This window comes from Stomatobaculum longum, assembly GCA_000242235.1.
Classification (GTDB): domain Bacteria; phylum Bacillota; class Clostridia; order Lachnospirales; family Lachnospiraceae; genus Moryella; species Moryella longum.
In genome coordinates this window covers 292,733-316,803 of the sequence record JH590863.1, presented here as the reverse complement: position 1 = coordinate 316,803, position 24,071 = coordinate 292,733, and the positions used below count along the sequence as shown (strand labels likewise).

General features: G+C 53.6%; 25 protein-coding genes. All 25 read right to left on the bottom strand.

What is annotated here, in order from left to right:
* Positions 1 to 52: 52 nt before the first annotated feature.
* A complete protein-coding gene (gene leuB / locus HMPREF9623_RS07260; protein WP_009533248.1) occupies positions 53 to 1,135 on the bottom strand; it encodes a 3-isopropylmalate dehydrogenase in 1,083 nt (360 codons plus the stop codon).
* Positions 1,136 to 1,276: 141 nt separating this feature from the next.
* Positions 1,277 to 2,251, bottom strand: coding sequence for an N-acetylmuramoyl-L-alanine amidase family protein (locus HMPREF9623_RS07255; protein ID WP_009533247.1), 975 nt, complete (start codon positions 2,249 to 2,251; stop codon positions 1,277 to 1,279).
* A gap of 240 nt (positions 2,252 to 2,491) precedes the next feature.
* A complete protein-coding gene (gene rny, locus HMPREF9623_RS07250) occupies positions 2,492 to 4,012 on the bottom strand; it encodes a ribonuclease Y (RefSeq protein ID WP_408640647.1) in 1,521 nt (506 codons plus the stop codon).
* 115 nt (positions 4,013 to 4,127) lie between these two features.
* Positions 4,128 to 4,736 (bottom strand): regulatory protein RecX, encoded by a 609-nt coding sequence (locus HMPREF9623_RS07245; protein WP_009533245.1) that lies wholly within the window; start codon positions 4,734 to 4,736, stop codon positions 4,128 to 4,130.
* Positions 4,733 to 5,800 carry a recombinase RecA gene (gene recA / locus HMPREF9623_RS07240; protein ID WP_009533244.1) on the bottom strand — a complete coding sequence of 356 codons (1,068 nt, stop codon included), beginning with the start codon at positions 5,798 to 5,800 and terminating at the stop codon, positions 4,733 to 4,735. The genes HMPREF9623_RS07245 and recA overlap by 4 nt, the downstream gene beginning before the upstream one ends.
* A 115-nt stretch (positions 5,801 to 5,915) precedes the next feature.
* Positions 5,916 to 7,400, bottom strand: a complete 1,485-nt coding sequence (locus HMPREF9623_RS07235; RefSeq protein WP_009533243.1) for a hypothetical protein — start codon at positions 7,398 to 7,400, stop codon at positions 5,916 to 5,918.
* A 137-nt stretch (positions 7,401 to 7,537) separates the two neighbouring features.
* Positions 7,538 to 8,050: a methylated-DNA--[protein]-cysteine S-methyltransferase gene (locus tag HMPREF9623_RS07230; protein ID WP_009533242.1), complete on the bottom strand. Its 513-nt coding sequence runs from the start codon at positions 8,048 to 8,050 to the stop codon at positions 7,538 to 7,540.
* Positions 8,051 to 8,093: 43 nt separating this feature from the next.
* Complete coding sequence (locus tag HMPREF9623_RS07225; protein WP_009533241.1) at positions 8,094 to 8,948, bottom strand: CbrC family protein; 855 nt, start codon at positions 8,946 to 8,948, stop codon at positions 8,094 to 8,096.
* A 263-nt stretch (positions 8,949 to 9,211) separates the two neighbouring features.
* Positions 9,212 to 10,198: an SIR2 family NAD-dependent protein deacylase gene (locus HMPREF9623_RS07220; protein WP_009533240.1), complete on the bottom strand. Its 987-nt coding sequence runs from the start codon at positions 10,196 to 10,198 to the stop codon at positions 9,212 to 9,214.
* Complete coding sequence (locus HMPREF9623_RS07215; RefSeq protein ID WP_009533239.1) at positions 10,182 to 10,985, bottom strand: protein-ADP-ribose hydrolase; 804 nt, start codon at positions 10,983 to 10,985, stop codon at positions 10,182 to 10,184. Before HMPREF9623_RS07215 ends, HMPREF9623_RS07220 begins: the two co-directional genes overlap by 17 nt.
* Before the next feature lie 15 nt (positions 10,986 to 11,000).
* Positions 11,001 to 11,663, bottom strand: coding sequence for a 4Fe-4S binding protein (locus HMPREF9623_RS07210; protein WP_009533238.1), 663 nt, complete (start codon positions 11,661 to 11,663; stop codon positions 11,001 to 11,003).
* Positions 11,664 to 11,780: 117 nt separating this feature from the next.
* Positions 11,781 to 12,554 (bottom strand): nuclear transport factor 2 family protein, encoded by a 774-nt coding sequence (locus tag HMPREF9623_RS07205; RefSeq protein WP_009533237.1) that lies wholly within the window; start codon positions 12,552 to 12,554, stop codon positions 11,781 to 11,783.
* Between the two features lie 155 nt (positions 12,555 to 12,709).
* Positions 12,710 to 13,054 carry a hypothetical protein gene (locus HMPREF9623_RS11500; RefSeq protein ID WP_154646135.1) on the bottom strand — a complete coding sequence of 115 codons (345 nt, stop codon included), beginning with the start codon at positions 13,052 to 13,054 and terminating at the stop codon, positions 12,710 to 12,712.
* A 128-nt stretch (positions 13,055 to 13,182) separates the two neighbouring features.
* A complete protein-coding gene (locus tag HMPREF9623_RS07200; RefSeq protein WP_009533236.1) occupies positions 13,183 to 13,581 on the bottom strand; it encodes a DUF3592 domain-containing protein in 399 nt (132 codons plus the stop codon).
* A gap of 38 nt (positions 13,582 to 13,619) precedes the next feature.
* On the bottom strand, positions 13,620 to 14,273 hold the full coding sequence (locus HMPREF9623_RS07195) for an ABC-2 transporter permease (protein ID WP_009533235.1): 654 nt from the start codon (positions 14,271 to 14,273) through the stop codon (positions 13,620 to 13,622).
* Positions 14,263 to 15,129, bottom strand: coding sequence for an ABC transporter ATP-binding protein (locus HMPREF9623_RS07190; protein WP_009533234.1), 867 nt, complete (start codon positions 15,127 to 15,129; stop codon positions 14,263 to 14,265). The genes HMPREF9623_RS07195 and HMPREF9623_RS07190 overlap by 11 nt, the downstream gene beginning before the upstream one ends.
* Positions 15,130 to 15,131: 2 nt before the next feature.
* Positions 15,132 to 15,506, bottom strand: coding sequence for a GntR family transcriptional regulator (locus tag HMPREF9623_RS07185; RefSeq protein WP_009533233.1), 375 nt, complete (start codon positions 15,504 to 15,506; stop codon positions 15,132 to 15,134).
* A gap of 289 nt (positions 15,507 to 15,795) precedes the next feature.
* A complete protein-coding gene (locus HMPREF9623_RS07180; protein ID WP_009533232.1) occupies positions 15,796 to 16,833 on the bottom strand; it encodes a M42 family metallopeptidase in 1,038 nt (345 codons plus the stop codon).
* Positions 16,834 to 16,940: 107 nt separating this feature from the next.
* Positions 16,941 to 17,309 (bottom strand): hypothetical protein, encoded by a 369-nt coding sequence (locus HMPREF9623_RS07175; protein ID WP_009533231.1) that lies wholly within the window; start codon positions 17,307 to 17,309, stop codon positions 16,941 to 16,943.
* Complete coding sequence (locus HMPREF9623_RS07170) at positions 17,306 to 18,073, bottom strand: DUF4300 family protein (RefSeq protein ID WP_242822163.1); 768 nt, start codon at positions 18,071 to 18,073, stop codon at positions 17,306 to 17,308. The genes HMPREF9623_RS07175 and HMPREF9623_RS07170 overlap by 4 nt, the downstream gene beginning before the upstream one ends.
* Positions 18,074 to 18,165: 92 nt before the next feature.
* Entirely contained in the window at positions 18,166 to 18,390 is a 225-nt protein-coding gene (locus tag HMPREF9623_RS07165; protein WP_009533229.1) for a DUF1858 domain-containing protein, read from the bottom strand.
* Between the two features lie 144 nt (positions 18,391 to 18,534).
* Complete coding sequence (locus HMPREF9623_RS07160; protein WP_083826787.1) at positions 18,535 to 19,038, bottom strand: LURP-one-related/scramblase family protein; 504 nt, start codon at positions 19,036 to 19,038, stop codon at positions 18,535 to 18,537.
* A 74-nt stretch (positions 19,039 to 19,112) separates the two neighbouring features.
* Complete coding sequence (locus HMPREF9623_RS07155; protein ID WP_009533227.1) at positions 19,113 to 20,735, bottom strand: ABC transporter substrate-binding protein; 1,623 nt, start codon at positions 20,733 to 20,735, stop codon at positions 19,113 to 19,115.
* Positions 20,732 to 23,257, bottom strand: a complete 2,526-nt coding sequence (locus HMPREF9623_RS11660; RefSeq protein WP_009533226.1) for a hypothetical protein — start codon at positions 23,255 to 23,257, stop codon at positions 20,732 to 20,734. Before HMPREF9623_RS11660 ends, HMPREF9623_RS07155 begins: the two co-directional genes overlap by 4 nt.
* On the bottom strand, positions 23,235 to 24,014 hold the full coding sequence (locus HMPREF9623_RS07145) for a hypothetical protein (RefSeq protein ID WP_009533225.1): 780 nt from the start codon (positions 24,012 to 24,014) through the stop codon (positions 23,235 to 23,237). Before HMPREF9623_RS07145 ends, HMPREF9623_RS11660 begins: the two co-directional genes overlap by 23 nt.
* Positions 24,015 to 24,071: the final 57 nt, after the last annotated feature.

The following is a 24,071-nucleotide window of genomic DNA, read 5'->3' as shown; positions in this document are numbered from 1 at the left end:
AAGTGAATTTCGGTAAGTCGTACGGAAACGACTCATTTCGGATGATAAAAGCTCAGATGCGTTCTCTTACCAGCGCGCCCATCTCCCGGGTGCCGACTTTCTTCGTGCCCTCGGTGTAGATGTCGGGTGTGCGATAGCCGTCCCGCAACACCGCTGCGACAGCGCTCTCCACGGCGCGCGCCTCAGTCTCCATATCAAAGGAGTAGCGAAGCAGCATTGCCGCCGAAAGTATGGTTGCGAGGGGGTTGGCCTTGTCCTGCCCCGCGATGTCCGGCGCGGAACCGTGACTCGGCTCATAGAGACCGAGCTTCGTCTCGTTCAGGCTGGCGCTCGGCAGCATGCCGATCGAGCCCGTCACCATGCTCGCCTCATCCGACAGAATGTCGCCAAATGTATTCTCGGTCACGATGACATCAAACTGTCCCGGATTGTAGACCAGCTGCATGGCCGCATTGTCGACCAGCATGTGCGAGAGTTTCACGTCCGGATAGTCCTTGCCGACTTCCTCCATGACCCGCCGCCAGAGGCGCGAGGTGTCAAGGACGTTTGCCTTGTCCACGCTGATCAGGGACTTTCTGCGCTTGGTCGCGGCCTCGAACGCCTTGATGGCAATGCGCCGAATCTCCGGCTCCGTGTAGACCAGCGTGTCGACCGCAGTCTCGACGCTGTTTACCTTCTCCGTGTGCCGCTCGCCGAAATAGAGACCGCCGGTGAGCTCTCGCACAATCACGAGGTCAAAGCCGTTTGCAAGCTGCTCCGGCTTTAACGGGCAGGCTGCCGCGAGCTCCGGATAGAGAAACGCGGGGCGCAGATTCGCAAAGAGACCGAGCTCCTTCCGAATTTTCAGGAGGCCTGCCTCCGGGCGCAGGGACGGTGCCAGCTTGTACCAGGGAGACGTCTCAGCGTTTCCTCCCACGGCACCGAGCAACACGGCATCGCTCTCCTTTGCCTTTTGCAGATTTTCATCGGTCAACGGCTCGCCGTAGCGGTCAATCGAGCAGCCGCCCATGTCGATTTCGGTGAACGAAAACGTATGTCCGAACTTCTCCGCGACATGCGCGAGCACAGCCTTTGCTTCTCTCACAATTTCCGGACCTATGCCGTCGCCCGGAATCAAAACAATCTTCTTCTCCACAGTAGTCTCCTCCTGTGCCTGTCCTCGGGATTCCAAAAAGCTTTCTCTCAGGAAAAACTTTTCTCATCATAATAAAACAAGACGCTGTATTTTTCAAGAAAGCTTGAAAAATACAGCGTCTTTTGAATATCCGTATCTGTCTTACTGTGCCTTTGCGAGCGGTGCAACCCAGACACCGTTGATGTCGAGCTGGTAGCCGTCCGGGGTCACTCGGTTATGGAGCATCTTGCCGCTCTCGTCGAGGTAGTACCACTTGTCGCCGTCCTTGAACCAGCCGGTGATCACGTAGCCGTTCGCGTCGAACACATACCACTCGTTGTTAATCTTTCTCCAAGCGCTCTTCACATAGCTACCGTCCGGAAGCTGGAAGCTCCACTTGTCGCCGTTTGCCTCCCAGGTGCCTGCGCTCTCGGCAGCCGCGTTCTTTGCGCGCTGCGCGCTTGCCATCTCTTCCGTGACGACAATATCGTTCGACTCGGTCCACGGTCCGCGGAAATCCGGATTCTGTGCGCTCACGCCGCGCACCTGGAACGAATAGACGCCGGCCTTGGTGAAGAACGAGCTGACATCATGAGAGGTGCCCTGCACGGTTCTGACAACACCGATTGTCTTGCCGTCTCTCTTCCATTTGGTCTCGTAGGAGCCTGCGCCGAGGGACTCGGTCCAGCTTGCCGTGGTGTTCGTGAGGTTTGCCTCATTGATACTCGAAGCCTGCCGTGCAAGGCTCGGGAGCTTAACTTCGACAATCAGCGCATAGGCGTTGTCCTCGCGCGTCGCAGTCACATACTCCGCGCCGTCAATGCGAACCTGGCTCGCCGCATTGACCCGGAAGTAGTAGCCGTCCTCCGCCTGCAGGTGAATCTTGATGTCCGGGACATCCGTCTCCTTCCAGCTCGGGCCCTCGTTCAGAACCTCGTAGTGATTCACCGTATAGCGGCTGCCCTGCGGCTTGATTTCCAGTCTCTCGTCGCCAATCAGACTGCCCGCGTTTATGGTTCCCGTCACCTTAATGCCGACGTTATTAATCGCTTTGTCTGCATAAGCGGTCATTCCGAATGCCGCCGTGAAGAGCATCAGAGCTCCTGCCAGAACGGTTCCCTTTACGACATGTTTCATTGCCATTTCCCCCTTTGAATCGCTCTCGATTTTTGTCCTCGGAAAAAAGTGAACAGAGCTTATCCAGTTCATATGATGTTTTTTCTACATTTTTTCTAATCGGACTGTTTATAGAATACCCGATAACCGCTATATCGTCAATGACAAAGAGCTTACATTTTTCAGACTGCACCGTATGCTCGCCGTAAACAAAAAATGCCCGCGCCCTGTATAAAACAGAGCGCGGGCACTCCCGCTATCTCACTTTGCGACATCCTGGATCCGCGATTCGCGAATCACATTGACCCGAATCTGTCCCGGATACTGCATCTCCTGCTCAATGCGTTTTGCGACATTGTGCGCCAGAATGACCATATCGTCGTCCGTGACCTTCTCCGGCACGACCATGATGCGAACCTCACGGCCCGCCTGCACGGCAAAGGACTTCTCGACGCCCTCGAAGGAATTGGTAATTTCCTCGAGCTGTGCGAGACGGTTCGTGTAGGTCTCGATGGTCTCGCGTCTTGCACCCGGGCGCGCCGCCGAAATGGTGTCCGCCGCCTGGACAATGCAGGCAATCAGACTCTCCGGCTCCACATCGCCGTGGTGCGACTCCACCGTGTTGATGACAATCTGGTTCTCCTTGTACTTCCGGCAGAGTTCCACGCCGAGCTGCACATGCGAGCCCTCAATCTCGTGGTCAACTGCCTTGCCGATGTCGTGCAAAAGACCCGCGCGCTTCGCCATGCGCACATCGACACCGACCTCCGCCGCGAGAATGCCGGACAATTCCGCGACCTCAATCGAGTGACGCAGGGCATTCTGCCCGTAGCTCGTGCGGTAGCGCATGCGTCCCAAGAGCTTGACGAGCTCCGGGTGGATGCTGTGGACGCCGACTTCGAGCACGGCAGCTTCGCCGGCCTCACGCATCCGCGTATCGACCTCGCGCTGCGCTTTCTCGACCATCTCTTCAATCCGCGCCGGGTGAATGCGGCCGTCGTTGATCAACTTCTCGAGCGCAACTTTCGCAATCTCGCGGCGCACCGGATCAAAGCCCGAGAGCACGACTGCCTCCGGCGTGTCGTCGACAATCAGTTCCACACCGGTCAGCTGCTCGAGGGTGCGAATGTTTCTGCCCTCGCGGCCGATGATGCGACCCTTCATCTCATCGCTCGGCAGCTGTACCACCGAGACCGTGGACTCGGCGACGCTGTCCGCCGCACAGCGCTGAATCGCGCTCACGACATACTCTTTCGCCTTCTTGTCGGCCTCTTCCTTGGCACTGTTCTCAAGGTCGCGAATCAGTCTCGCCTTGTCATGCTTCACATCGTCCTCGACCGAGCGGAGCAAAAACTCCTTCGCCTGCTCGACCGAAAGCCCCGCAATGCGCTCAAGCTCTTCCATTCCTCTGTCGTAGAGGGAATCCACCTCACGGCTTCTCGCCGCAATGCTCTCTTCCTTCTGCTGCAGGGTCTGTTCCCGCTTTTCGAGCAAAGTCTGCTTCTTGTCGAGATTCTCTTCCTTACTGAGCACACGATTCTCATAGTGCTGTAACTCCGCGCGCCGCTCTTTGGTCTCCCGCTCCAGTTCGTTCTTCGTCCGGAGCGCTTCTTCCTTGGCTTCGAGCATCGCCTCGCGCTTCTTAGTCTCCGCGGTTTTCAGGGCTTCTTCGATAATCTCGCGGGATTTTACTTCCGCGCTGCCGATCTTGCTCTCATAATCTTTCTTCCGGTGTTCAATCGCAAGATTCCAGCTCAAAAAAGCCACAATCACCGCCGTGATGACAACTGCAATGATGATTTGTGACACAGAGCACCTCCTTATTCAGTTTTCATGGTACAATTTATTTTCTTATATTGCGCTTTCACTTTGGGCAATAAGTCTATACTAGCAAATCTTAAGAATTATCGCAAGTAAAAGTGCATATTGCATCTCGAATTGCACTGTAGGAGTACCCTTTGCGAAGCAGTGCCGCAAAAATACGCTGTTCTTCCTTCTTCTCAAGGTCTGCGGCATAGTGCCTTTTCTTAAGTTCCCGACAGATTTGCGCGGTCTCATCCGGCGCCTCTTCTTCGAGCAGTTCTTCGATGAGCTCCTTGTCGAGCCCGCGGTTTAAGAGGGCGGTCTTTAAGTAGCGCGCACTTTTCTCGCCGCTCCGCGTCCGGATATAGGTTTCCGCGACACGGCGGTCATCGACATAGTGCAGTTTCCGCCCGTAGTCGAGCGCGAGTTCCGCGATTTCTTCCGGGTAAAAGCCCTCCCGGAACTTTCTTTTGAGCTCTGCCTCGGTGTAATCTCTCTGCTTTAAGAGATAGAGAAGCCGCTCCCGACTGCGGCGAATCAGCAACGGGTAGAGTTCTGTCTGCAAAAAGTCCGCCGTGAGCTCCCGGCCGACTTCCAGTTCCATCTTTTTGACCTCTCCCCGGTAAAGTGAAAAAGCAAAGTCCTCGTCGGTGAGGACTTTGCTTTTTTTCGCGCCGAGCGGCAGAATTTCCGTGATAATCATTCCGCATCCCGCTCTTCCGTCAGCGGCAGTGTGAATTCGGCACCCTCCGGGAGCGCCTCGGTTTCAACCGGCGCGAGACCGTGTGCTTCACGGACGCGATTCTCAATCTCCGCTGCCAGTGCCGGGTGCTCGTGCAGGAAGCTCTTGGCATTCTCTCGGCCCTGGCCTATCTTATTGCCCTCATAGGAGAACCAAGCACCGCTTTTTTCGACAATATTCTCCTTGACCGCGAGGTCCAGAATATCGCCCTCCTTCGAGATGCCCTTGCCGAACATGATGTCGAACTCAATCTCCTTAAACGGCGGTGCGATCTTATTCTTCACGACCTTTACGCGGACGCGCGTACCCACAATCTCGCCGCCCTGCTTTAAGACATCGATCTTCCGGACATCCAGACGCACCGAGGAGTAAAACTTCAGTGCTCTGCCGCCCGTCGTGGTCTCCGGGCTGCCGAACATGACGCCGATTTTCTCGCGCAGCTGGTTAATGAAGACCACCGTGCTGTTCGTATTGCTGACAATACTCGTCAGCTTGCGGAGCGCCTGGCTCATGAGGCGCGCCTGAAGACCCACGTGGAGATCACCCATATCGCCCTCAATCTCCGCTTTCGGCACGAGCGCCGCGACCGAGTCCACAATGATGATGTCCACGGCGCCGCTCCGCACCATGGTCTCGGTGATCTCGAGCGCCTGCTCACCAGTGTCCGGCTGGGAGATGTAGAGGTTGTCGACATCGACCCCGATATTCTTTGCATAGACCGGATCCAGCGCGTGCTCGGCGTCGATAAAGCCCGCAATGCCGCCGCGCTTCTGCACTTCCGCGACCATATGCAGCGCGACCGTGGTCTTACCGGAGGACTCGGGGCCGTAGACCTCGATAATGCGTCCCTTCGGAATGCCGCCGAGTCCCAGCGCGAGATCCAGGCTCAGCGATCCGGTCGGCGTGGTCTCCACATTCATCATATTGCTCGGGTCGCCGAGTTTCATGACCGCGCCCTTGCCGAAATCCTTTTCAATTTGCTTTAACGCCTCATCGAGCGCTTTTCTCTTTGCATCCTGATCCATGCCGCACCTCTTCTCTCAAGTCAAACCGCGGAAGCCGCATTGCAAACATTCGTTCCGCGAACCTTTGTTCTGGTATCAGTTTACCCGCTTCCGGCGGATTTTGCAAGCGAAACTCTTATTCGCCGGTTCCGTTTACGGCAATCGACTTGAGAACCTCGATTTCTCCCTCCGTAAACGAAGTGAGTTCCTCTCCGCGCCCCACAAACGCCACCGTGACCAGCGTGTTGTGCACGCAGAGGATTGCCTTCTTCTTGAGGAGTTTCCCGAAGGGCTCGGTGCTCTTATCCAGCTGCAGAGTCACAAAAAAGGGCTTGTCGCCGTAGACCTGAACGCCCACCTGCTCGGCCTCGATAAACTGGGAGATGTACGCATTCGCGCTGAAAATGGATCTCTCGAGCGCGTTTCCGCTGTTCACCTCGGTCGTGACCTCGATGTAGGACTCGGTGTTGTAGTCCGCAACATTCAGGTGCCGGTGATAGAGCGGCCCGTTTTTGCTCGAGTTAAACTGTACCGGAAGCCGGATCGAGATGCTTTCATTGTCCTCGTTGCCGTGGAGTACCACAGTCTCGCCGCTGAACGACGAGCAGTCGTCCACCGCGCTCAAGTCGAGTTCCTTCATTTTCTGCAGATACGCATCGCCGAGCACCCTGACGCCCTTCCGCATCTTCTTGAGTTCGCCCGCATCGAGGCTGAGCGGCACCGGCTGCATGAATTCTTCTACACCGGTCACCGTATTCGGCTTGACGTTTGCCTTGTCGACATAGGGCGTTAAGTCGATGCCGGCCGGGTTATACTCTTTCACCGGAACCGTCGCGATGGATTTCACCATCTGCTCCATCAGTTCCTCGGTGAAGGGAGACTCGGTTCTTCCCCTGTATTCCTCCGCAGTCGTGCCGTATTCAAAGCGAAGCACTACCTCGCGGTTTGCGAGAAAGCCGATGTAGTCGACAAAGTCCCGGACCACCCGGCTCTTCCCCGTTCCTCTGTCCGAGCGATAGGAGAGACGAATCCACTTCTGCTTGCCGACGTTGATAACCTTGGCCTTCATGTCCGAGTAATCCTGGTAGCTGTAGCCTATCTCGAGCGAGCGCACGCGATCTGCGCCGCGCCGCACACCGGGTCCCTGCCCCGCCGTCACATCGAGCGTGATCGTCGCGGCGCGTCCCTGTCCGTCCTCTGTGACAGCCCAGACCTCGTAATTTGCCTGTTCCGGATCGTTGGAGCGCTGAAAGCCCTTGGCCGGAAGTTCCGCCGTGACGGGGCCCGAAGTGAGTGTCAGGACTTCGCCCTCCGGCTTCTTTGCGCTGCTCTTCTTCTCGTCGTAGTTGACGTCTCGGAGCTCCGTGAACGCCGCTCTCACCTCGGTCGGGAATTTGCTGTCCTCTTCGCTCGCCTTGCTTGCCGCAGTTGTCCCGCCGGATGCACTTGTCCCTCCGCTCGCCTTCGCCGCTTCGCTACTCAAAGCTTCGGAAGTCTCCGCCTTTGCCGCAGTGCTCTGATTGCCGGATTTCGACGCATCCTTTTTGCCGCCGCAGCCGGAAACCGCCAGCGCCGCCGCCAGAGAAAGTGAAAGTAACACTGTCTTCTGTCTCATCTTCATGCCGAACTCCCTTCTCTTTTCCCCGTTTTTCTGTTGTGCTTCCACTGATACCAAGAAACTTCCGTTATTATATCCTAATTTTTACTATTTTAAAATAACAAAACAGTTAAACTTTCTTAAGGTGCCGCATTCCGCTTTCACAACTGCCCCGCTTCGAGTGCGAGCAGATATTTCTTCCGCTCGAGTCCGCCCGCATAGCCGGTCAGGCGCCCGTCCGCACCGATGATGCGGTGGCAGGGGATCAGAATGAGCAAGGGGTTATGCGCGACCGCGCCGCCGGTCGCATGGGGCGACACATAGCTTTTTCCCTGCCGCGCGGCAAGGCTCTCCGCGAGCTGTTTGTAGCTCGCGGTACGCCCGTAGGGGACCGAGAGCATCTCCCGTGCAATTTCCTTTCGAAACTCGGAACCGCTGAATGAAAGCCGCGGGTAAAAATTCGGCTCCTGTCCCGAAAAATAGAGTTTTAACCAGCGCGCGGTCTCCCGAAAGATTGCGAGGCTGTCTGTCTCGCATTCCCGCACAGTCTCCTCTTTCAAAAGGGCGCGGTCATATTTCTGCCCGTCAATCCAGAGCCCCGAGAGTGTCGCGCCGTCGGCGCTCGCGAGAGTCAGCGCTCCGACAGGTGAATCCGCGTGCGCGATATACATCATACTTCCTTCTTTCCGGCCGGTCACATTTCGCTTGCCCGGCGCCTCAGTCAAAATCCATCCAGACCATGTGCTTTCCGCAGTGCAGGCAGCGGAACAGGTAGCACTGCATGGAGCCGCCGTTCACGGACTCCCGTATCCACTGCTTTTCGTTTTCGTCCCACATGGGGTCTTCCAGTACTTCTTCGAGCACGCCCTGTAGCTTCATCTCCTTGGCGCCCACATCGCCGAGATAGGCGCAGAAATCGCCGCAGTGCGCGCGCCAGTGCTCCTGCTGCCAGCCGATGTAACCGGGCGTGCGGTGAATCAGCTCATCGAGACACGCGGGATCCGAAACCCCTTCATCGACGGAAAACGGATCCTGAAATTCCCCGTCGTATTTCTGTGCGGCTTCTCCGCTCGCGATACAGTTCGGGCAAAAATGACTGTCCGCGTGAAAGCCGTAGAAGGGGCCTTCATAATAAATCTTGGTCGGCTTTCCGCAGCAATCACAGGAAATCTCCTCTTTTACCTCTTGAAACACACCGGTCTCCAGCGGATGCGGGTGGTAGCGGAAAAACGGGAGTCCTTCCTCCCGCTTGCTCTCTTCTTTGATCTTTGCCGGTGTCTTCGGGCACTTGACCGCAAAGGTATCGCCCCAATTCTCGGCGTACTCCTTGAGGCTTCCGAGACGCTTTAAGTCCTTTCGATCGCTCTTACTTGCAAGGGCGGAAAAGAGCTCATAGGCGCTCTTCTTAAAGTCCAGGAGATCGTAGACATCGACCAGCACGCGCTTGGCTTCCGGCGCACTCTCCGCTTCCAGGCTCTCCTTCAGCGCATAGAGTGCGCGCACGCTGTCAGCATCCTCTTTCTCCCGGTAGCGTTTCGAGCATTCGATATACTGTCTCTGAAATTCATTCATCGCGCTTTCCTCCCAAGTTTTCCCGATAACGCTGCCATTATAACAGGAAGCGGCTACCGCGCTCCAGTATCAATTGAAAGACATAGCAGCACTCTACGGGATTGCCCCCGCCGCTGCTTCAGCTTCCATGAACGGAATCCCCGCCTATTTACGATCGCGAGAGCTTCGGCAAAACCACCCACACGCATAGGCAAGAGGCAAGAATGACCTCCGATTCACATTCCGGAACGGCACAGCGCAGAAATCAAAATGTAAAAAGACTCTCATAAAAGCTCTAACACTTCTCCAATATCCCCGTCAATGCAAATGCTCCTGTCCGCGATCTCGCGGGGACAAAACGCCTCGCCGTAATTGACACAAGCGTACACCGCGTTTTTGTTTGCCAGCGTCATCTGCCAGAACGGATATTTCACAATGACAGGCGTATTGCCTCCCACGCCGAGTTCAAGATAAAGCACACGGAGATTTTCGTGCCTGTGCAGAAAATCGGAATAAGCCGCGGACGCTCTGTGCCATCCCGCATCCTCCGCAAAGGAATCATCGGCGCGTAGATTCATGGTAAGATCCGCGCCGTCATCCGGACATTTCGGGATAAGCTCTGCCGGGATACGCATTGTTATTTTTCCGTCTTCCGTCACCCGGAACACGCCATCCGCATCCTTCACAAAACCTTGTGCCGCCATCGCTTTGATTACCCATTCCTCATTGTCATAGGTCTTGCCGTTCCTGCCGTCCACGGTCTGAAAAAGTCCGTAATCCCCTTGCGTACAGAAAAGACGCTTTTGATCAAAGCCCGCTCTCAGGAACTGATGATCCACATTTGTGGTAATCGCAAAATAGTCCTTGTCTTTCACAAGCGTAAGAAGCTTCCGATAGACAGGTCTCGGCGGTTCTATGTAACGGTTGAAATAGATATGCCTTGCCCACCATGCCCAGCGTGTTTCCGCATCGGGGAAGGGGTAGAAACCTCCGGTGTAAATATCGTGAATACCGTACTTCTTTGCAAAGTCGAAGAAGTATCTTTCAAATCGCTCCCCGCTGTAGGTGAGTCCCGCAGATGCGGAAAGCCCTGCGCCGGCGCCGATTACGATGGCGTCCGACATCTCGATTTCCTGTTTCAGTCTTGCAATTCTCTCTTCCTTTGTCCCTGTTTCGAAAGACATACGCCCACCGAAGCACCTTACCGCAGCAAGTCCCTGCCGGATGCTCTCCGAATAACCGTTCGGCATTTCATCACACAAGTTCTTCATAGTATTTTTTGTCCTCATCCTGAAAGACATTGAAGACTACCCTTTCCATACATCCGGGATGCTCCCGCATCCACTTGCTCACGGTTTGTACCGCAATCTCCGCTGCCCGCTTATTCGGGAAATGAAATACACCCGTGGAGATGCAGCAAAAGGCCACGCTCACAAGATTATGATCCACACACATATTCAGTGTGTTCCGATAGCAGTCTGCAAGGTTTTGTTCTAATTTCGGCGTCAGCTCATATCGGACGATAGGTCCCACAATATGTACGACCTTTTTAGCCGGAAGGTTATATGCGTCCGTCAGCATCGGAACAGCGGTAGGCTGCTCGTAATCTCTGCCGTATCTTTCCCGCAGCCGGTTCATCTGACGCTTGCACTCGGCTCGAAGCTGCACGCCTGCAAAGGTATGGATACAGTTGTCGATGCAGGTGTGCATCGGAATGAAACAGCCGAGCATCTGCGAATTGGCCGCGTTCACGATGGCGTCTGCGGCAAGCCGTGTAATATCGCCTTGCCAGACGGAAATGCCGTCCCGTATCACAGGAATGTCCGCTAGCTTAACAATTCCGTTTTCACGGATACGTTCTTTCAAATACTCGTCCTGAATGCGGAGGACAGCTTCGTCCATTCTTCGCGGCATACGGATATTCATCAGCGATCGAAGAATGCGTCTTTTCCCGTCCGTATCCGCCGGTGTCTGTAAGTCTTTATATTCATCGGAATCGGCTTTGAATTCTTCTACCAGGTAGTCAAGCCGCTGATTCTGTGTCATTTTCTCGCTCATGTGCTTGTCTCCGTTTCACTCCGTTCGGCGCAAAACCGCTGTCCCCGGGACAGTGTGCGCCCTTCTTTCCACCGCACCGACAGGACAGGCCGTCAGGCAGTTCCCGCAATGCAGACAGTGTTCCCGCTCGATTACATAAGGAATACGCTCTGTCAAGATGCAGTTCTGCGGACAGACCGCCGCGCAACTTCCGCAACCGATGCAGGCGTCGGTAATAAAATACCCCTCTGCTCTTTTCTCTGCTCCCCCAAAGGTAAAGGAAGTTCTTTCTATCGGCTTCTTCGACAGGTCGAAGCACTCGCCGCTACCTTCATAAATTTGAAACACCGTCAGTGCCTGCATGGATTCTTCTGTCGGATAGATTTTTTTCATATAGGGATTCAGCTCGAACAATTCGGGTATTCTTTCGTTCCCAAGTTCACGCACCTTACCGCGAACGGATACCGCCACACAGGACATGGTATCCTCGCCCTTCAAGGCCGTCAGCGCAAGATATTGCCGCTTGACCAAGCGGTCATAAAACCCCTTGCCTTTCGCCGTCAGAAAATATAAGCCGTGCTCATCCGCAGCCATCATATCGATGGCTGCCGTAACGGGCAAGCCTTCATCATCAACGGTCGCTACGATTGTGGTGTGTATTTCTCTGACGATATATTCAAGATAGCTTTTTGCGGTCATAACCGGCATCTCCTTTGAAAAGGACTCCGAAACTTGTCTGTTCCGGAGCCCCGCTTGCGTCAGTTTTTGGATTGCCTTCCGTTCTACATCCAAACGGATGTAATTGGGGTAGCTATATTAAAATTTACCGTTCTGATTCTGCCATGTATCTTTCTCAGCGATGGTTTCCATGACATCCCAGTGCTCCGCTATCTTGCCGTCCTTGATTCTCCACAGGTCATAGTAAGAAGTGGGAGCGCCGCCGAAGCTTCCTTCGGAAACTGCCAGAACATAGTTCCCCTCGGCAAGAACCTGATGCACGGTATCGTAAATCATCTGAATGCCCTGCTTGCCGAGAGCCTCAAGCGCCGCGCCGAGACCGGAAAGACCATCCGCAATGCCTGCGTTGTGCTGGATATAGGTATCGCCGTCAAAGTAGGAAGGCGTTTTTTCGGGAGCCTTCCCCTGCATGACATCATTGAGGAAGTTCTTGATGAGCTCGCGGTTCTCCTCGGTCTTATCGAGGTCTTCCAAAGAATTGTATCCGTCAACCTGCGTATGACCGGACGGATTCGGTTCAGCCTTTGCTGCGAGGTTGTCCCAATGTTCGGCAATCTTGCCGTCGGCATCGAAGCGGAAGATGTCGAAAGCGACCTGTTCACCGGCTCCGGCAAAGTTGTAGACGGTCTGCAGAAAGACCTTGTCTTCATCCTCAAAAGCACGGATGTTGTTGACGGTGGTCTTTACGGGATCGCTTGCGAGGTAGGCAACGCTGCCTACGAATGCGTCCGCGCCGGTGCCATAGGCGAGGTTATGCTGAATGTAGCCGGGAGCAAGAAGCTCCTTCGCCTTCTCGCTGTCTCCGCTTGCGAATGTGTTGATAAGAGCCAGTGCTTTTTCTTTGTTTGTCATGTTCGTATCCTCCTCAAAAATCTGCGCGTTGACTTTTTGTTGTAATCTTTTTGATTTCATCTCGCAAGCACACTGTATCACGCGGTAGATGTAATGTCAATGGTTATATCATTTTTTTCAAATTTTTTTTCGGATGAATCATCACTTCAATGCTGTCACCCTAAAACAGGCCGGCATTCCGCAGCTTCGGAACGGGACAGCTCCATGCGTCGGCTTTCGTAAAGCGCTTCCTGCTTCTTCATCTTCTGCCGGAAGATTGCTTCAAATGCCGTTAGGTGCGAGAGTATACCGAAAACGATACAGACCTTCTTACTTAAGCCGTTTACAGCAGTAATATCCGATGCACGTCTTACCGGGCATTGGTCTGCATCCCGCACCGTTCCTTTTTCTTTGTCAGTACAAGGTTTCGCAAGGTTTCCATTTTTATTCCTGCACTTCAGGCGATGAGCCGATGCGGTTTTCCTAAGATGGATACAAAAAAAGCAGCAAATCTTTTTCAAGACTTACTGCTTTTTGGCGCTATCGCGAAAGAGCCTTCCAATTTTTATGCGCGGACGGGCTGCGACTTTCAGTCAAGTTATTCAACGTCCCGGTTTCAAAAAATAGCAGATATCCATACTTCCATCGCTTAGATTAGCCTAAATACAATGGCAATTATGCAGACAGCCGTTATTCCGAGCGAGATCAGAATTCTTGCCGGGGTAAAACTATATAACCTTTCCGGGTGCTGTGTATCGTAACGAAGCTGCACGGTGCTTCCAATTTCAGAGGAAAACGGAACTTGTATGCTTTTTTGAGAGACATACTGTTTCCCGTTAACCTTATAAGTAAGCTGTGCCCATTTTGAATTGTGAAAAGCAGTCGTGCTCGGAACTGCAGTCGTATAGGATATAATTGTGCCGGTTGTTGTTGCTGATTTATTTTGAATCAACAGGAGATTGACCAAATTGTAGACGCAGAACAGAAAGGCTATTACCGCAATGGCTCCGAGGAAATAAATCTCATTTGACACCTTCAATTTTGACATGTTAATCCCCTTTCCTTGACATCAATCAGTAAAGATGTTCACAGCTCCTTCCGGGAAAAGATACGGATAGACAAGATCATAGACAGCGTAAATATTACAACGCCGGAAATGCCGACAACAATTGCAGTCATAAGATTTGACGAACCTTGCAGAAACTCTATGATATGATGCAAATCGGGGTGAAATAAGCGTACAAGAAAAGTAGGTCCCATTGAAACAAGCAATATAGCAGCAGAAATCACAAGCTGTCCTTTTGTAGCCCCGTATTTGATCATAATCGGAGTATATATGCCGTAAAGAACAGTACTGATCAAAAAGACCGTCAGAGCTTCCGTAACATTCAAGAAATTGAACCGAGGATAAACGGCTGCGATAACTGAGTAAATAGCAAGACTTGCGCCATAGAAGATTAAATAACAGAGGTATCTGGCGATAATGTAGCTTTTCCGGGAATATGGCGCTGCACAAAGAAGCGCTACTGCTTTTGGGCTCTTTTCTTCTTCCATTGCAACAGATTGCATAAAAAGAATCTCTGTCAAAATGACCATGTATAAACAGGATATTATTTCAATCCCCGCCATTTGTGCTGCATTAACCATCAAGATAATCGGAACGAGAATGCTGACAGCTAAAAACGCCGCTGCCATCTTTTTTACCAACAAAAAGTCCTTTCTCACAAGATTAGCGACCATCACTCTTCCCTCCGACATACGCGAGCATAATATCTTCAATGCTTGCTTTTTCAAACAACACGCCCGGCATTTCTTTTTTGACGTCCGCAATCCGATCTGTTAATGCCGAAAATCCATAAGTTGAGATCTTCAGATTTCTGATTAGCCTTTTGTTTCGGTCGTTTAGTAATGCGACACTGCCTTTCACGATGCGGAATGTATCAAGGAGCTCATCTTTACTCTGCTGAAATACAATTTTCCCGCCGTCAATGAGAATAAGTACATCTGCGACCTTATCCAAATCAGAGGTGATGTGTGTTGAGAAGAAAACTCCCTTTCCTCCGTTTTTCATGTAGTCCATGATAATTTCCAGGAATTGCCTTCGCACAAGTGGATCAAGTCCGCTTGTAGGTTCATCCATAATCAGAAGTTCAGCCTGATGGGAAAGCGCCAGCACAAGGGCAAATTTCATTTTCATCCCGCCGGAGAGTGTAGAAATCTTTTGCTTTGGGTCAAGATCGAACTTTTCCATATAAATGCGGTACTCGACATCACTCCATTTGGAATAGGCCGGAGCAACAATGCTTTTCATATCCTCCATGGACAGGCCGTCATAGAAATAGCTGCCATCCATGATGATGCCCAGGCGATCCTTGATTTCCCGTTCATGCTTGTCCGCGTCTAAGCCAAAAATCTTTATTGTCCCAGATTCCTTATGTGCCAAATTGAGAATGGAACGTATCGTCGTGGTTTTCCCTGCACCGTTGGCTCCGATGAAGCCGGTGACACATCCCTCCGGCAAGGAAAAAGAAATGCTATCAAGCGTAAAAGTCGGATACCTTTTCACAAGACCATTCGCTTCCAGAATATTGTCCATGGCTAATCCTCCTCATACAAAATATCCACCATCGCATACAGCTCATCTTTTGCAATGTCAAACAGCTTCGCGTTATGAACAGCCTTTTGTAAATCCTGTTCGATGATGCGTCGTTTGAAATCCCGAAGCAGTTCCGGATTGCCCATTGAGACAAAAGTTCCTCTGCCCGCCTGACTGAAAGCAAAACCCTCTTTTTCCAATTCCTCATAGACACGGCGAATCGTCAGGACGCTTACATGGACATCGTTTGCAAAGTTTCGAATGGATGGTAAGAGTTCTCCATCCTCCAGCTCACCTTTTAAAATCGCTTCCTTAATCTGTTCTTTGATCTGTATATACAGCGGAACATCCAATGAATTGGATACAATTATGTTCATATGATTTCGCACCTCAACTGTGTATTCCGTATATACACAATATATACTCAAGGCACATTATTGTCAATAAACAATCAGAGTTTTTACGGAATGGCAAGACTTTATTTCCGTCATTTTGTCATTGGTTTTTTATCATGCACAGCCAATCGATTGTTCATGGGGTTGGGGAGTAATGTTGCTCTGCCAAGGTAAGAGTCAAGTATTTTTCACAGCGAAAAAAGAGCTTCCCGCCGCAGCGGAAAGCTCTCTTTTATGTTCGCTATTTACGCTTGTTCTTTTCGGACTGCTCTCAGTCTTCCACCAGCGGACTCTCGAGATAAGCCATCACGAGAGCCTCGGTCGCATCAATCGACTCCTTGTTGGTGCGCTCATAGGAGTGGCTCGACTCAATGCCTGCGCCGAGCAGCGCGTGCTTAATCTCCGCGCCCGCGTTCATCGCTGCGGAAGCATCGCTGCCGTAGTAGGGGTAGATGTCCACGCGGTACGGAATCTTCTTTTCCTTTGCGAGGTTCACGAGCTTCTGGCGGAATGCGTAGTGATAGGGGCCGGAGCTGTCCTTTGCGCAAATCGAGACCGTGTACTCATCGGTCTGCTGATCGTCGCCCATCGCGCCCATGTCGCAAGCCAGGAACTCGACGACCTTCTCCGGAATCGAGGAGTTGCAGCCGTGGCCCACTTCCTCATAGACCGAGAATGCAAAGTGTGTCGTGTACGGCAGCGCAAGCTTCTCGCTGTGAATGCGGTCCAGAATGTCAAGGAGAATCGCAGCGCTCGCCTTGTCATCGAGGAAACGGCTCTTCACAAAGCCCTTCTCGGTAATCAGCGTGCGCGGATCGAAGGAGACAAAGTCGCCGACTTCAATGCCGAGCGCTCTGGTTTCCGCCTCGTTCGTCACCTTCTCATCGAGACGCACTTCCATGTTGTCCTGGTTTCTCTCGGCTGTGCCCGCGTCCTTATAGACATGGCAGCTGGTCTGATGAATCAGGATGGTGCCGCCGATTTTCTTGCCGTCGGCCGTGTGCACGAGGCAGTTCTCTCCCTCAATCATGTTCCAGGGATAGCCGCCGATCTGCGCGAGCTTTAAGCGTCCGCTCGGCTTCACCGCGCGCACCATTGCGCCGAGGGTATCGACATGCGCCGTCACCATGCGCTGGTGCTCATCGTCCTTGCCCTTCACTGTCACAATGACCAGTCCCTTTTCCGTATGCTTCACCAGGAAACCGAATTCCTTTGTCTTTGCAAGCAGGTACTCCTGCACTTCCTTCGTGAAGCCGGTCGGAGAGGGAATTGCCAAAATTTCCTGTAAGTATTTCAATGTTTGAGCCATACCATTCCTCCTCACAAAAAATAAGATGCCCGGCAGGGGGCATTTCGTCAATTTGCAAAAGTTATCTTAGCACAACGCACGATGCTTGTGTAGTATTTGCCAGAATTTTATTGCTGCCGCAGTTTCAGACAGTCCGGGCAGCCGCCGGTACAGAGCTCACAGGAGAGCTCCTCCGGCACCAGCTGTTCAAAGTGCCTGCCATCGATCTCGAAATGGTAGAGCTTGGACGAAGCCCGCGCGAGGAGCGCATTCGTCTCGTCAAACAAAAGATAGGTCACTGTCTCCCCGAATACATCGTCCTCATACTGTGTGACGAACAGGCGGTAACTGTGCCCGCCCATCCGGAAGGCGACGCGGTTTCGCTCTGCCCTGCAGTCCGTGACTTCTGTCTTTACCAGGCCCGCGCGGGCAATGACGGCCTCGAGGAGCAGTTCCAAGTGCCCGACGCGAAAGGTCTTCTCTTCGATTTTCCTCACGCCCCCTTCTTCAAAACGCGATACTCCTGCATCATCCGATCGTTCTCCATCAGGAAGGTGTGTGCCGTCGGCTGGTTCTCATCCAAATCATAGAGTCCCATGAGATAGGCATTTAAGCTCGCGCGGTTCTCAAAGCGCAGCGCGCGGTACTGCTTCTGAAACGCCAGTTTCTCGACAAACAGGAGCTTTCCGCTGTCTTCCGACACCAGGACCCCCACATGACCCGGAAACAGAATATTTTCTTCCGGCGTGAGTTTCGAGTGCAGCCAGACCGTGACGATGCTCGCTTTTCCGTCCGCAAAGGAAATGCCTCGCTCCTTCCAGGCTTTTTGCACCTGTTCGCACTGTACGCCCGTGTCCTTGGTATCGGCCGCCGGCACTTCCGCAAAGAGACGCTCAAATTTGCCGTTGTCTCCGCCGCTCCAGAGTTCTACCGGTGCCTTTCGGATTGCCTCGAGATCCAGGAACAAATTTTCATCGGCGCTCTCCGCCGGCGCCGTGCCGCCCTCGACCTTGACGAGAGATCGCGCGAGCATGAACGCGGTAATCCGGCAATTCGTTCCGACAAAGTCGGGATAGGCCTTCTCCCAGCGGTCTGCCATCACATCCTCATCCGTGGCATCGCCGACCGCGCTCTGAAAGCGCTCCACCTCGCGAAAAAACTCCTGACTGTCCTCCGCCGGTATCCCGGCATCGCTGAGCGCCTGCCGCACTTCCGCCTGACCGCTCTCCTCCTGTAAATTGATCTCAACCGGTTCACTCACGCGCCCGCTCTTATGAAAAGAGCTGCAGGCCATGAGGCATAGCCCCATGAAACCCGCAGCTGCGAGGCTGAGTGCTCTCTTGCCCGCCCGCATTACGCCTGGTGGGCTGCGATGATCTCTTTGATCTTCGCAATCAGTGTGTTCACATCGAGACCGGAAGTCTGCGACACCTGCTCCAGATTGACCTGGCTCACAACCGCCTTTGCGAGCGGGTTGTTGAGCGCCGCGAACTTGTCGCTGTACTTGACAAGCTCATCCTTTAAGAACGGGTACTGCTTGAAGAGCTCGGCGAGTTTGGTCAGATTGTTGATATCCATGATGATCTCCTTTCCGAGGCAGCCTGCTGCCTCTCAAGCGCTATCAAACAGCAATAGCGACAGGACTGGATGTCCTGTCGCTATAGTATAGCAATCCTCTCCACTTTTTTCCATATCTTTTCTGTGAAGCTTTTCCGACCTTCGTCAGTGTTCCGGATGCTGTACCGAATCGACAATCAGCGCAGTCATCAGCACGCGGAGCACATTTCTCTCATCCGGCACATCAATCGCATAGGTGTCGCGAACTTTGAGATAAGCCTTGGAGATATTCGCAATCTCTCTGCCTTCCGCATCCGTCACTTGGTATTCGTGGTCCATGAAGTTGCCCTGTACCGTCCAGCCGGACTCCTCCAATTCGTAACGCGCGCGAAAGAGCGTGACTTTCTTGGCCATCCGATCTATCTTCTCGCCACCCGCGAAGAAATTATAGTGCGGCAAGAGGTGAAACATCTCGAACTTTGTATAGCCGAGTTCTTCGCCTTCGGCGTTCTGAATGCGAAGCTCCGGCGCAATCGCAACCTTCCCGCTGACTTTGAAGAGCAGCTGCCCTGCCTCATCAAAAATCTCATAGTGATCCAGAATCGACAAAAGACGCTGGCGCATGATAATTCTCATTGCATTATTCTCCTTTGACACGCGGGCAAACATGACACGGTCCCGCTATGCCTGCCAGTATAGCATCTTTTCCGGGTCTTGCCCGGAATATTTCGGCGCACGCTGCATCACGGCTCTGCTGCTTCCTGCGATGTCTCTTCGATATCCGTATCCCAGAAATGGTAAATCAGATTTCCCGACCACTGCTTTTTGACATAAGGTTTCATCAGATACTGCCGCTGCGGATAGTAGAGCGGTATGGCCGTGCAGTCATCCTTTGAGAGCAGCGTATCCGCCTTCGCGTAAAAAACAGCGCGGTCCGGCTCATAGGGCTCGCGCCTCGCGTCATCGAGCCAACTATCTACCTCGTCGCTTCGCCCGAAGAGCGCATCCGCCGGCAAATTCGCGCTGTGGAAATAGGGATACAGCGCCTGATCGCCTTCGGGATAGGGATACCAGTTCTCCTGCCAGACGAGATCCACCTGCGGGTCGGTCAGTGCTTCCGCACAGCGCGCTTCGTCTGCCCCCTCGAGCTTCAAGCCTATGCCGACCTTTTCCCACTCCCGCTTCACTTCCCGCATGAATTTCATATTTTGCCGCGGCACCACCGCGGTGAGCGTAATCTGCCCGCCGTAATAGCCCGCCTCCTCGACCGCCTCTCTTGCTCTCTTATAGTCGTAATAATTCTGATTTCTTGCATTGTTGTGCCCCGGCACACGGATGTGCAGCAGGGAGCTCGCAGGCAGCCCCGCGCCGTCAAGCGCCTTGTCAATGCAGCGCCTGCGAGCCAGCCCTACGGTCATAGCCCAGCGGAGCCGACTGTTCTTCAGTTTTGCACTGCGCGGATTCATGCGCAGCGAAATCAGTGCGACCGGATGGTGAATGTGCACTTCATCCTCCAAAGTCTTTTTGCAACGCCGGTACTGCGCCGCATTGATTGCCGTAAAATCGACCTTGTTGTGCCGGTATGCGGCAAGGCGCTGTCCGTCATTCTTATAGTACAGCACGCGGAGCTCATCCAGCTTGGCCGCGGTGCCGTGGTACTTCTCGTTCCGGACCAGAACGCACTCCCTGTCCCCCTGCTCTTTCAGCAAAAACGGGCCCGCCCCGAGCAGTTTCCCCTGTTTGCCCCAGCCATCACCCGCCGCCTCGCAGGCTGCCTTCGGATACACAGCCGCTGCCGAGAGCCCGAGATTCTTTAAAAAGGGCGCATAGGGATATTGCAGCCGTACGGTGAAATGTCTGTCATCCTGCACCGTGATGCCGCGAAGCACATAGCTCTCCCCGCGCTGCACTTCCGCGGCTCCGTCAATCATCGAAAAATACGTTGCCGCGGGCGATGCTGTCTCCGGCAACAATAGTCTCGTCAGGCTGAAGCGCACATCTTCTGCGGTCAGCGCCGTACCGTCGGAAAAACAGAGCCCCGGCTTCAGGACAAAGCGATATTCAAGCCCATCCTCCGAAATCTCCGGGAAATCCTCCGCAAGCGCAGGCTCCAGCAGGCGCTCGTCCGTAAAGCGAAACAGACCCTCCGCGACCTCATCCGCAATCAGAGAAACTTCCGGATTGTCCGTGCGCTGCACATCGAGACAAGCGCCGGGCTGCACCACCGCAACGCGAAGCACTTTTTTGCCCCCGAAATCCGGCGGCAGAGCCGCCTGCTTCTTCTGACAGCCGCAAAGCGCTAGGACCGCAAGCAGGCAGAGCGCCGCCGCACATCTCGCGTATTTGCCCCCTCTTCGTATCCTCATAGCCTCTTCCTCTTCAGAATCTCTGCCTGCATCGCTGCGCTTGCGGCACTGTCCCAGTCCGCACAGTGCTGCCGGAATTCCGCGATGTGATCCCGGTGCTTTGCAAACTGCTCGCGCCGCTTGTCCGTTACCGCCATCATATCCTCGAGATTTGAGCATACCCCGAAGCCGAAGCGGATGCCGCGAAGCTTTGCCCAGAGCTCCCGGAGCGCCGCTTCCCGCTGTTCCGCGCGGTCAATATAACTGTCCAGAAGTCCTATCACTTCGTTCGACTTTTCCAGATCGATCGAGAGCCTTCCGCTTCGCACCGCGAGCGGATCCCGCGGCATCGCGGGAAATGCCTCGAGCGATAGGCGCCGCGGCATAGGGCTGCCGAGCGGCGGCAGTTTGAGTTCCATACTGTCCGCCAGATTCCCGAAGACCTCGCCGAGACGTGCATTGCTCTCCTCTGCGGCCGCTATCTTGCCCTCAATGTCGTGTGCCCCCACTTCATTCTGCTCTTTCAGCGCCTGCAGCACCGGATGTGCCTTCAGCACCTTAAGGTCCTCCGCCAGCATGCCGCAGGTGAGACCGGCCATCTGGCCGCACGCCGCCGCGTTCTTTCTGCAGAAACTCTGCAGCTCATCCAGCTTCTTTGTCTCGCCCGGCTTGCCCTTCGCTCCTTTCCGAAGCACAGCGAGCGACCAGATTTCGAGCGCATCCCGAAGGCCGATGCCGTCCGGCATTGTCTCGGCGCTTTTCGCGTCTTTTCCGTCTTTTTTCTTCTTAAAATATTTGCTCTGCAAGCCGTGCAGCGTGTAGGCAGTCGTCAACGCCCCCGCCAGATTCGCATTCAACTCATCCAGATCCCTCTGCAGGCCGTCCTCGATGCCGTTTGTGACAATTGCGCCGAACCGATTCATCCTAAGCCTTTTCCGGAAATTCTCCGCGAGTTTTTTGTACTGTCCCAGTTTAATCTCGAGAAGCTCCTTGAGGGAATGCTTCTCCAGCACAAAATAGTCGAATACCGAGGCGCTGAGCAGCATACCGCTTCCGAGAATACTCCGCTTCAAGGCGAAAAAGGCGGAAAGCTCCCGCATCGCGTTGTCCCATCCCGCCTCTTTATCCGCCTCCGCAAGCGAAAGCAGCAATCTGGTCTGACTCGCCTGAAAGGCCCTTCGCACCGCATAGTCGAGGCACTCCGCAAACATCGGATTCTCTTTCTGCAGTCTGCTTCTCAGGCTGTCCAGATCCCGCTCTAACTCTTCCTTGCATCCGTCGAAAAGTCCCTCCTCCTGAATCACCTCTTCGGCAATCCGGAAAAAGAGCGTCATGCCCTCCTCAATGATTTTCGCATTCTCGGCCGCCGTCTTTACGTCATCGGCGCCGCGCTTGCCGCCGCCCATGAACTCCTGCGCGAGCAGCATGAGCGCCTGTATGACAAGTTCCCGTTCTTCCTGACTCAATTCCAGCATAATGCGCTCGGAAATTTTCCGCACCAGGACATGTACCGGTCCGTCCGGTTCCGCCGCAATCGGCGCGACCCGCATTTTTCCGTCCGGCCCCTCGACCAGAAAGGCATCCGGATAATGGTCGTGGAAGGGATCCAGGAGCGCCTCCAGCATATTATAATCCGCGCACTGCCGCACCACACACTCACCGGCGATATAGCCGTAACGCGGGTTGTACCCGAGCGCGCTGACCGGATCGTTGCTCCCGCGAATCAGCACGATTTTATCGCGGTAACTCTGAAATGCCGCCATGCCGTCTTGATATACCACCTCCTCGACAAATTCCGGGGAGGTCTGGGGCGCATCAATCACATAGGCCAGGGGAATCCACTCGGGGTAGATGCAAACCGCCATCTCCGCCATGAGCCCGCCGCGCGACTGCCCCAGCACTTCCACCCGATCGTTTCGAAATTCCCGCTGAAACCTGGGATCTACACCGGGCGCATCGTGGAGCAACTCGAGGTACTGCATGGTCGGAACCGTCATCGAGGAAACCGCCTCAAATGTCCTGTCGCCGTGCTCACAGCGCCCCGTCCAGAGTGCATAGTTGTTCGCATGATCATGCCAGTCCCGCGCCGTCGTCCCGCGAAACCCGATGCGATACCCCTGCTTAAACCCCTGCGCCTCGCTGCCCTCATACTGAAAGACAGCGTTCAGCTGGTAATCCGTACTGGTCATATGCGTGATTTCTCTGTCCGAAAGTCCCTGCGCCCTCAGCATTTTTTTATTCATATAGCAGCTGATGTTCGAGACCTTAATCTTCCCGAGTTCCGGATAACCCTTCTCCTCGCTGATGCAGGCCTTCAGGGTGGCAAATTCGTGCTTTTCGGCCTCGCTGAGGAAGTTGGAATCTCTTGCAAGACCCTCATCGATATCGTCAACAATTTCCTGTATCGAAATCGGCTTGTTTGCAAATTCTCTTTTTTCGATATTCAATTTCTCGAGCGGCATGTATAGAACCAAATCACAGGTATGAACCTGCAACTCTGCACGATTGAGTCGTTCTTCTTCACTCAGCAGTTTCTCCGGCATGTTCCCACCTCTCCTTCATCTCGGCATTTTTATAATCCCAGTCCAGTTTAACCCGCTCAATCGAGTGGGTATTAATACCCACTCGATCATAGGCGATTTCATTTCCATCCTGATCAAGATAGCAGATATATAGCCGTAATCCCCAGTTGCGCTCTACCATGCGTTTTCTCAGTATCTCTATGGCCTCTTCGCTTTTTGCAAAATCGCTCTTTACATCCAGTGCAATCGAAAAACCTTCTGCGGTATTGAGGTATTCCTCCAGTTCGGTTTCCGGTCCGTAATCCTGCCAATCCGGCATCAGTATGGCACCACCGGATATCGTATACTGCCCCTTCCCAAAGGCCTCATCAAAGAAAGGTTCATAAGCTTCCCACATTTTTTTCTGATACCACAGACACATATAGCTATCCCGGTAGTGAGCGCCGTTTTCATCCCACCAGTAATCCTGCTCAATCGGATAATAACAATAGTCGGCTCCGTCCGGAAACTTCTCCGAATAGAATTCCACAGTGCTCACGCCATTCGGTCTTTCTTCATTTTCCAAAAAAAAGTGAAACCGATCCCCGAATTTCCGATACTTCCGGTTCATGTACTGTTCCACGGCATGGGCATACCCGAGGCGCCGTTTTTCCTCCCGATAGACACACTTTCCCAGCTGCACCGCCAGCCACAGCGCCAAAAGCGGCAGCAGAATGCGCTTTATCCGCTTCTTTTGCCTGCGCTCCTGTTCCTCCTGCCCGCGTTCTTCCGTCGTCATGATTTCTCCTCGAAATAACTTTCTGCTCTATGTCTGCTATATACCGGCGCTGACATG

What these genes read in the sequence shown, in the direction of transcription:
- HMPREF9623_RS07145 (WP_009533225.1), bottom strand. Translation starts at nt 24,014, where the DNA reads ATGACGACGGAAGAACGCGGGCAGGAGGAACAGGAGCGCAGGCAAAAG.
- recA (WP_009533244.1), bottom strand. Translation starts at nt 5,800, where the DNA reads ATGGATCAGGATGCAAAGAGAAAAGCGCTCGATGAGGCGTTAAAGCAA.
- HMPREF9623_RS07155 (WP_009533227.1), bottom strand. Translation starts at nt 20,735, where the DNA reads ATGAGGATACGAAGAGGGGGCAAATACGCGAGATGTGCGGCGGCGCTC.
- HMPREF9623_RS07180 (WP_009533232.1), bottom strand. Translation starts at nt 16,833, where the DNA reads ATGGCTCAAACATTGAAATACTTACAGGAAATTTTGGCAATTCCCTCT.
- HMPREF9623_RS07230 (WP_009533242.1), bottom strand. Translation starts at nt 8,050, where the DNA reads ATGATGTATATCGCGCACGCGGATTCACCTGTCGGAGCGCTGACTCTC.
- HMPREF9623_RS07200 (WP_009533236.1), bottom strand. Translation starts at nt 13,581, where the DNA reads ATGTCAAAATTGAAGGTGTCAAATGAGATTTATTTCCTCGGAGCCATT.
- HMPREF9623_RS07210 (WP_009533238.1), bottom strand. Translation starts at nt 11,663, where the DNA reads ATGACCGCAAAAAGCTATCTTGAATATATCGTCAGAGAAATACACACC.
- HMPREF9623_RS07195 (WP_009533235.1), bottom strand. Translation starts at nt 14,273, where the DNA reads ATGGTCGCTAATCTTGTGAGAAAGGACTTTTTGTTGGTAAAAAAGATG.
- HMPREF9623_RS07205 (WP_009533237.1), bottom strand. Translation starts at nt 12,554, where the DNA reads ATGACAAACAAAGAAAAAGCACTGGCTCTTATCAACACATTCGCAAGC.
- HMPREF9623_RS07220 (WP_009533240.1), bottom strand. Translation starts at nt 10,198, where the DNA reads ATGAAGAACTTGTGTGATGAAATGCCGAACGGTTATTCGGAGAGCATC.
- HMPREF9623_RS07255 (WP_009533247.1), bottom strand. Translation starts at nt 2,251, where the DNA reads ATGAAACATGTCGTAAAGGGAACCGTTCTGGCAGGAGCTCTGATGCTC.
- HMPREF9623_RS07235 (WP_009533243.1), bottom strand. Translation starts at nt 7,400, where the DNA reads ATGAAGATGAGACAGAAGACAGTGTTACTTTCACTTTCTCTGGCGGCG.
- HMPREF9623_RS07245 (WP_009533245.1), bottom strand. Translation starts at nt 4,736, where the DNA reads ATGATTATCACGGAAATTCTGCCGCTCGGCGCGAAAAAAAGCAAAGTC.
- HMPREF9623_RS07185 (WP_009533233.1), bottom strand. Translation starts at nt 15,506, where the DNA reads ATGAACATAATTGTATCCAATTCATTGGATGTTCCGCTGTATATACAG.
- HMPREF9623_RS07215 (WP_009533239.1), bottom strand. Translation starts at nt 10,985, where the DNA reads ATGAGCGAGAAAATGACACAGAATCAGCGGCTTGACTACCTGGTAGAA.
- HMPREF9623_RS11660 (WP_009533226.1), bottom strand. Translation starts at nt 23,257, where the DNA reads ATGCCGGAGAAACTGCTGAGTGAAGAAGAACGACTCAATCGTGCAGAG.
- HMPREF9623_RS07160 (WP_083826787.1), bottom strand. Translation starts at nt 19,038, where the DNA reads ATGTTTGCCCGCGTGTCAAAGGAGAATAATGCAATGAGAATTATCATG.
- HMPREF9623_RS07225 (WP_009533241.1), bottom strand. Translation starts at nt 8,948, where the DNA reads ATGAATGAATTTCAGAGACAGTATATCGAATGCTCGAAACGCTACCGG.
- HMPREF9623_RS07190 (WP_009533234.1), bottom strand. Translation starts at nt 15,129, where the DNA reads ATGGACAATATTCTGGAAGCGAATGGTCTTGTGAAAAGGTATCCGACT.
- HMPREF9623_RS07165 (WP_009533229.1), bottom strand. Translation starts at nt 18,390, where the DNA reads ATGGATATCAACAATCTGACCAAACTCGCCGAGCTCTTCAAGCAGTAC.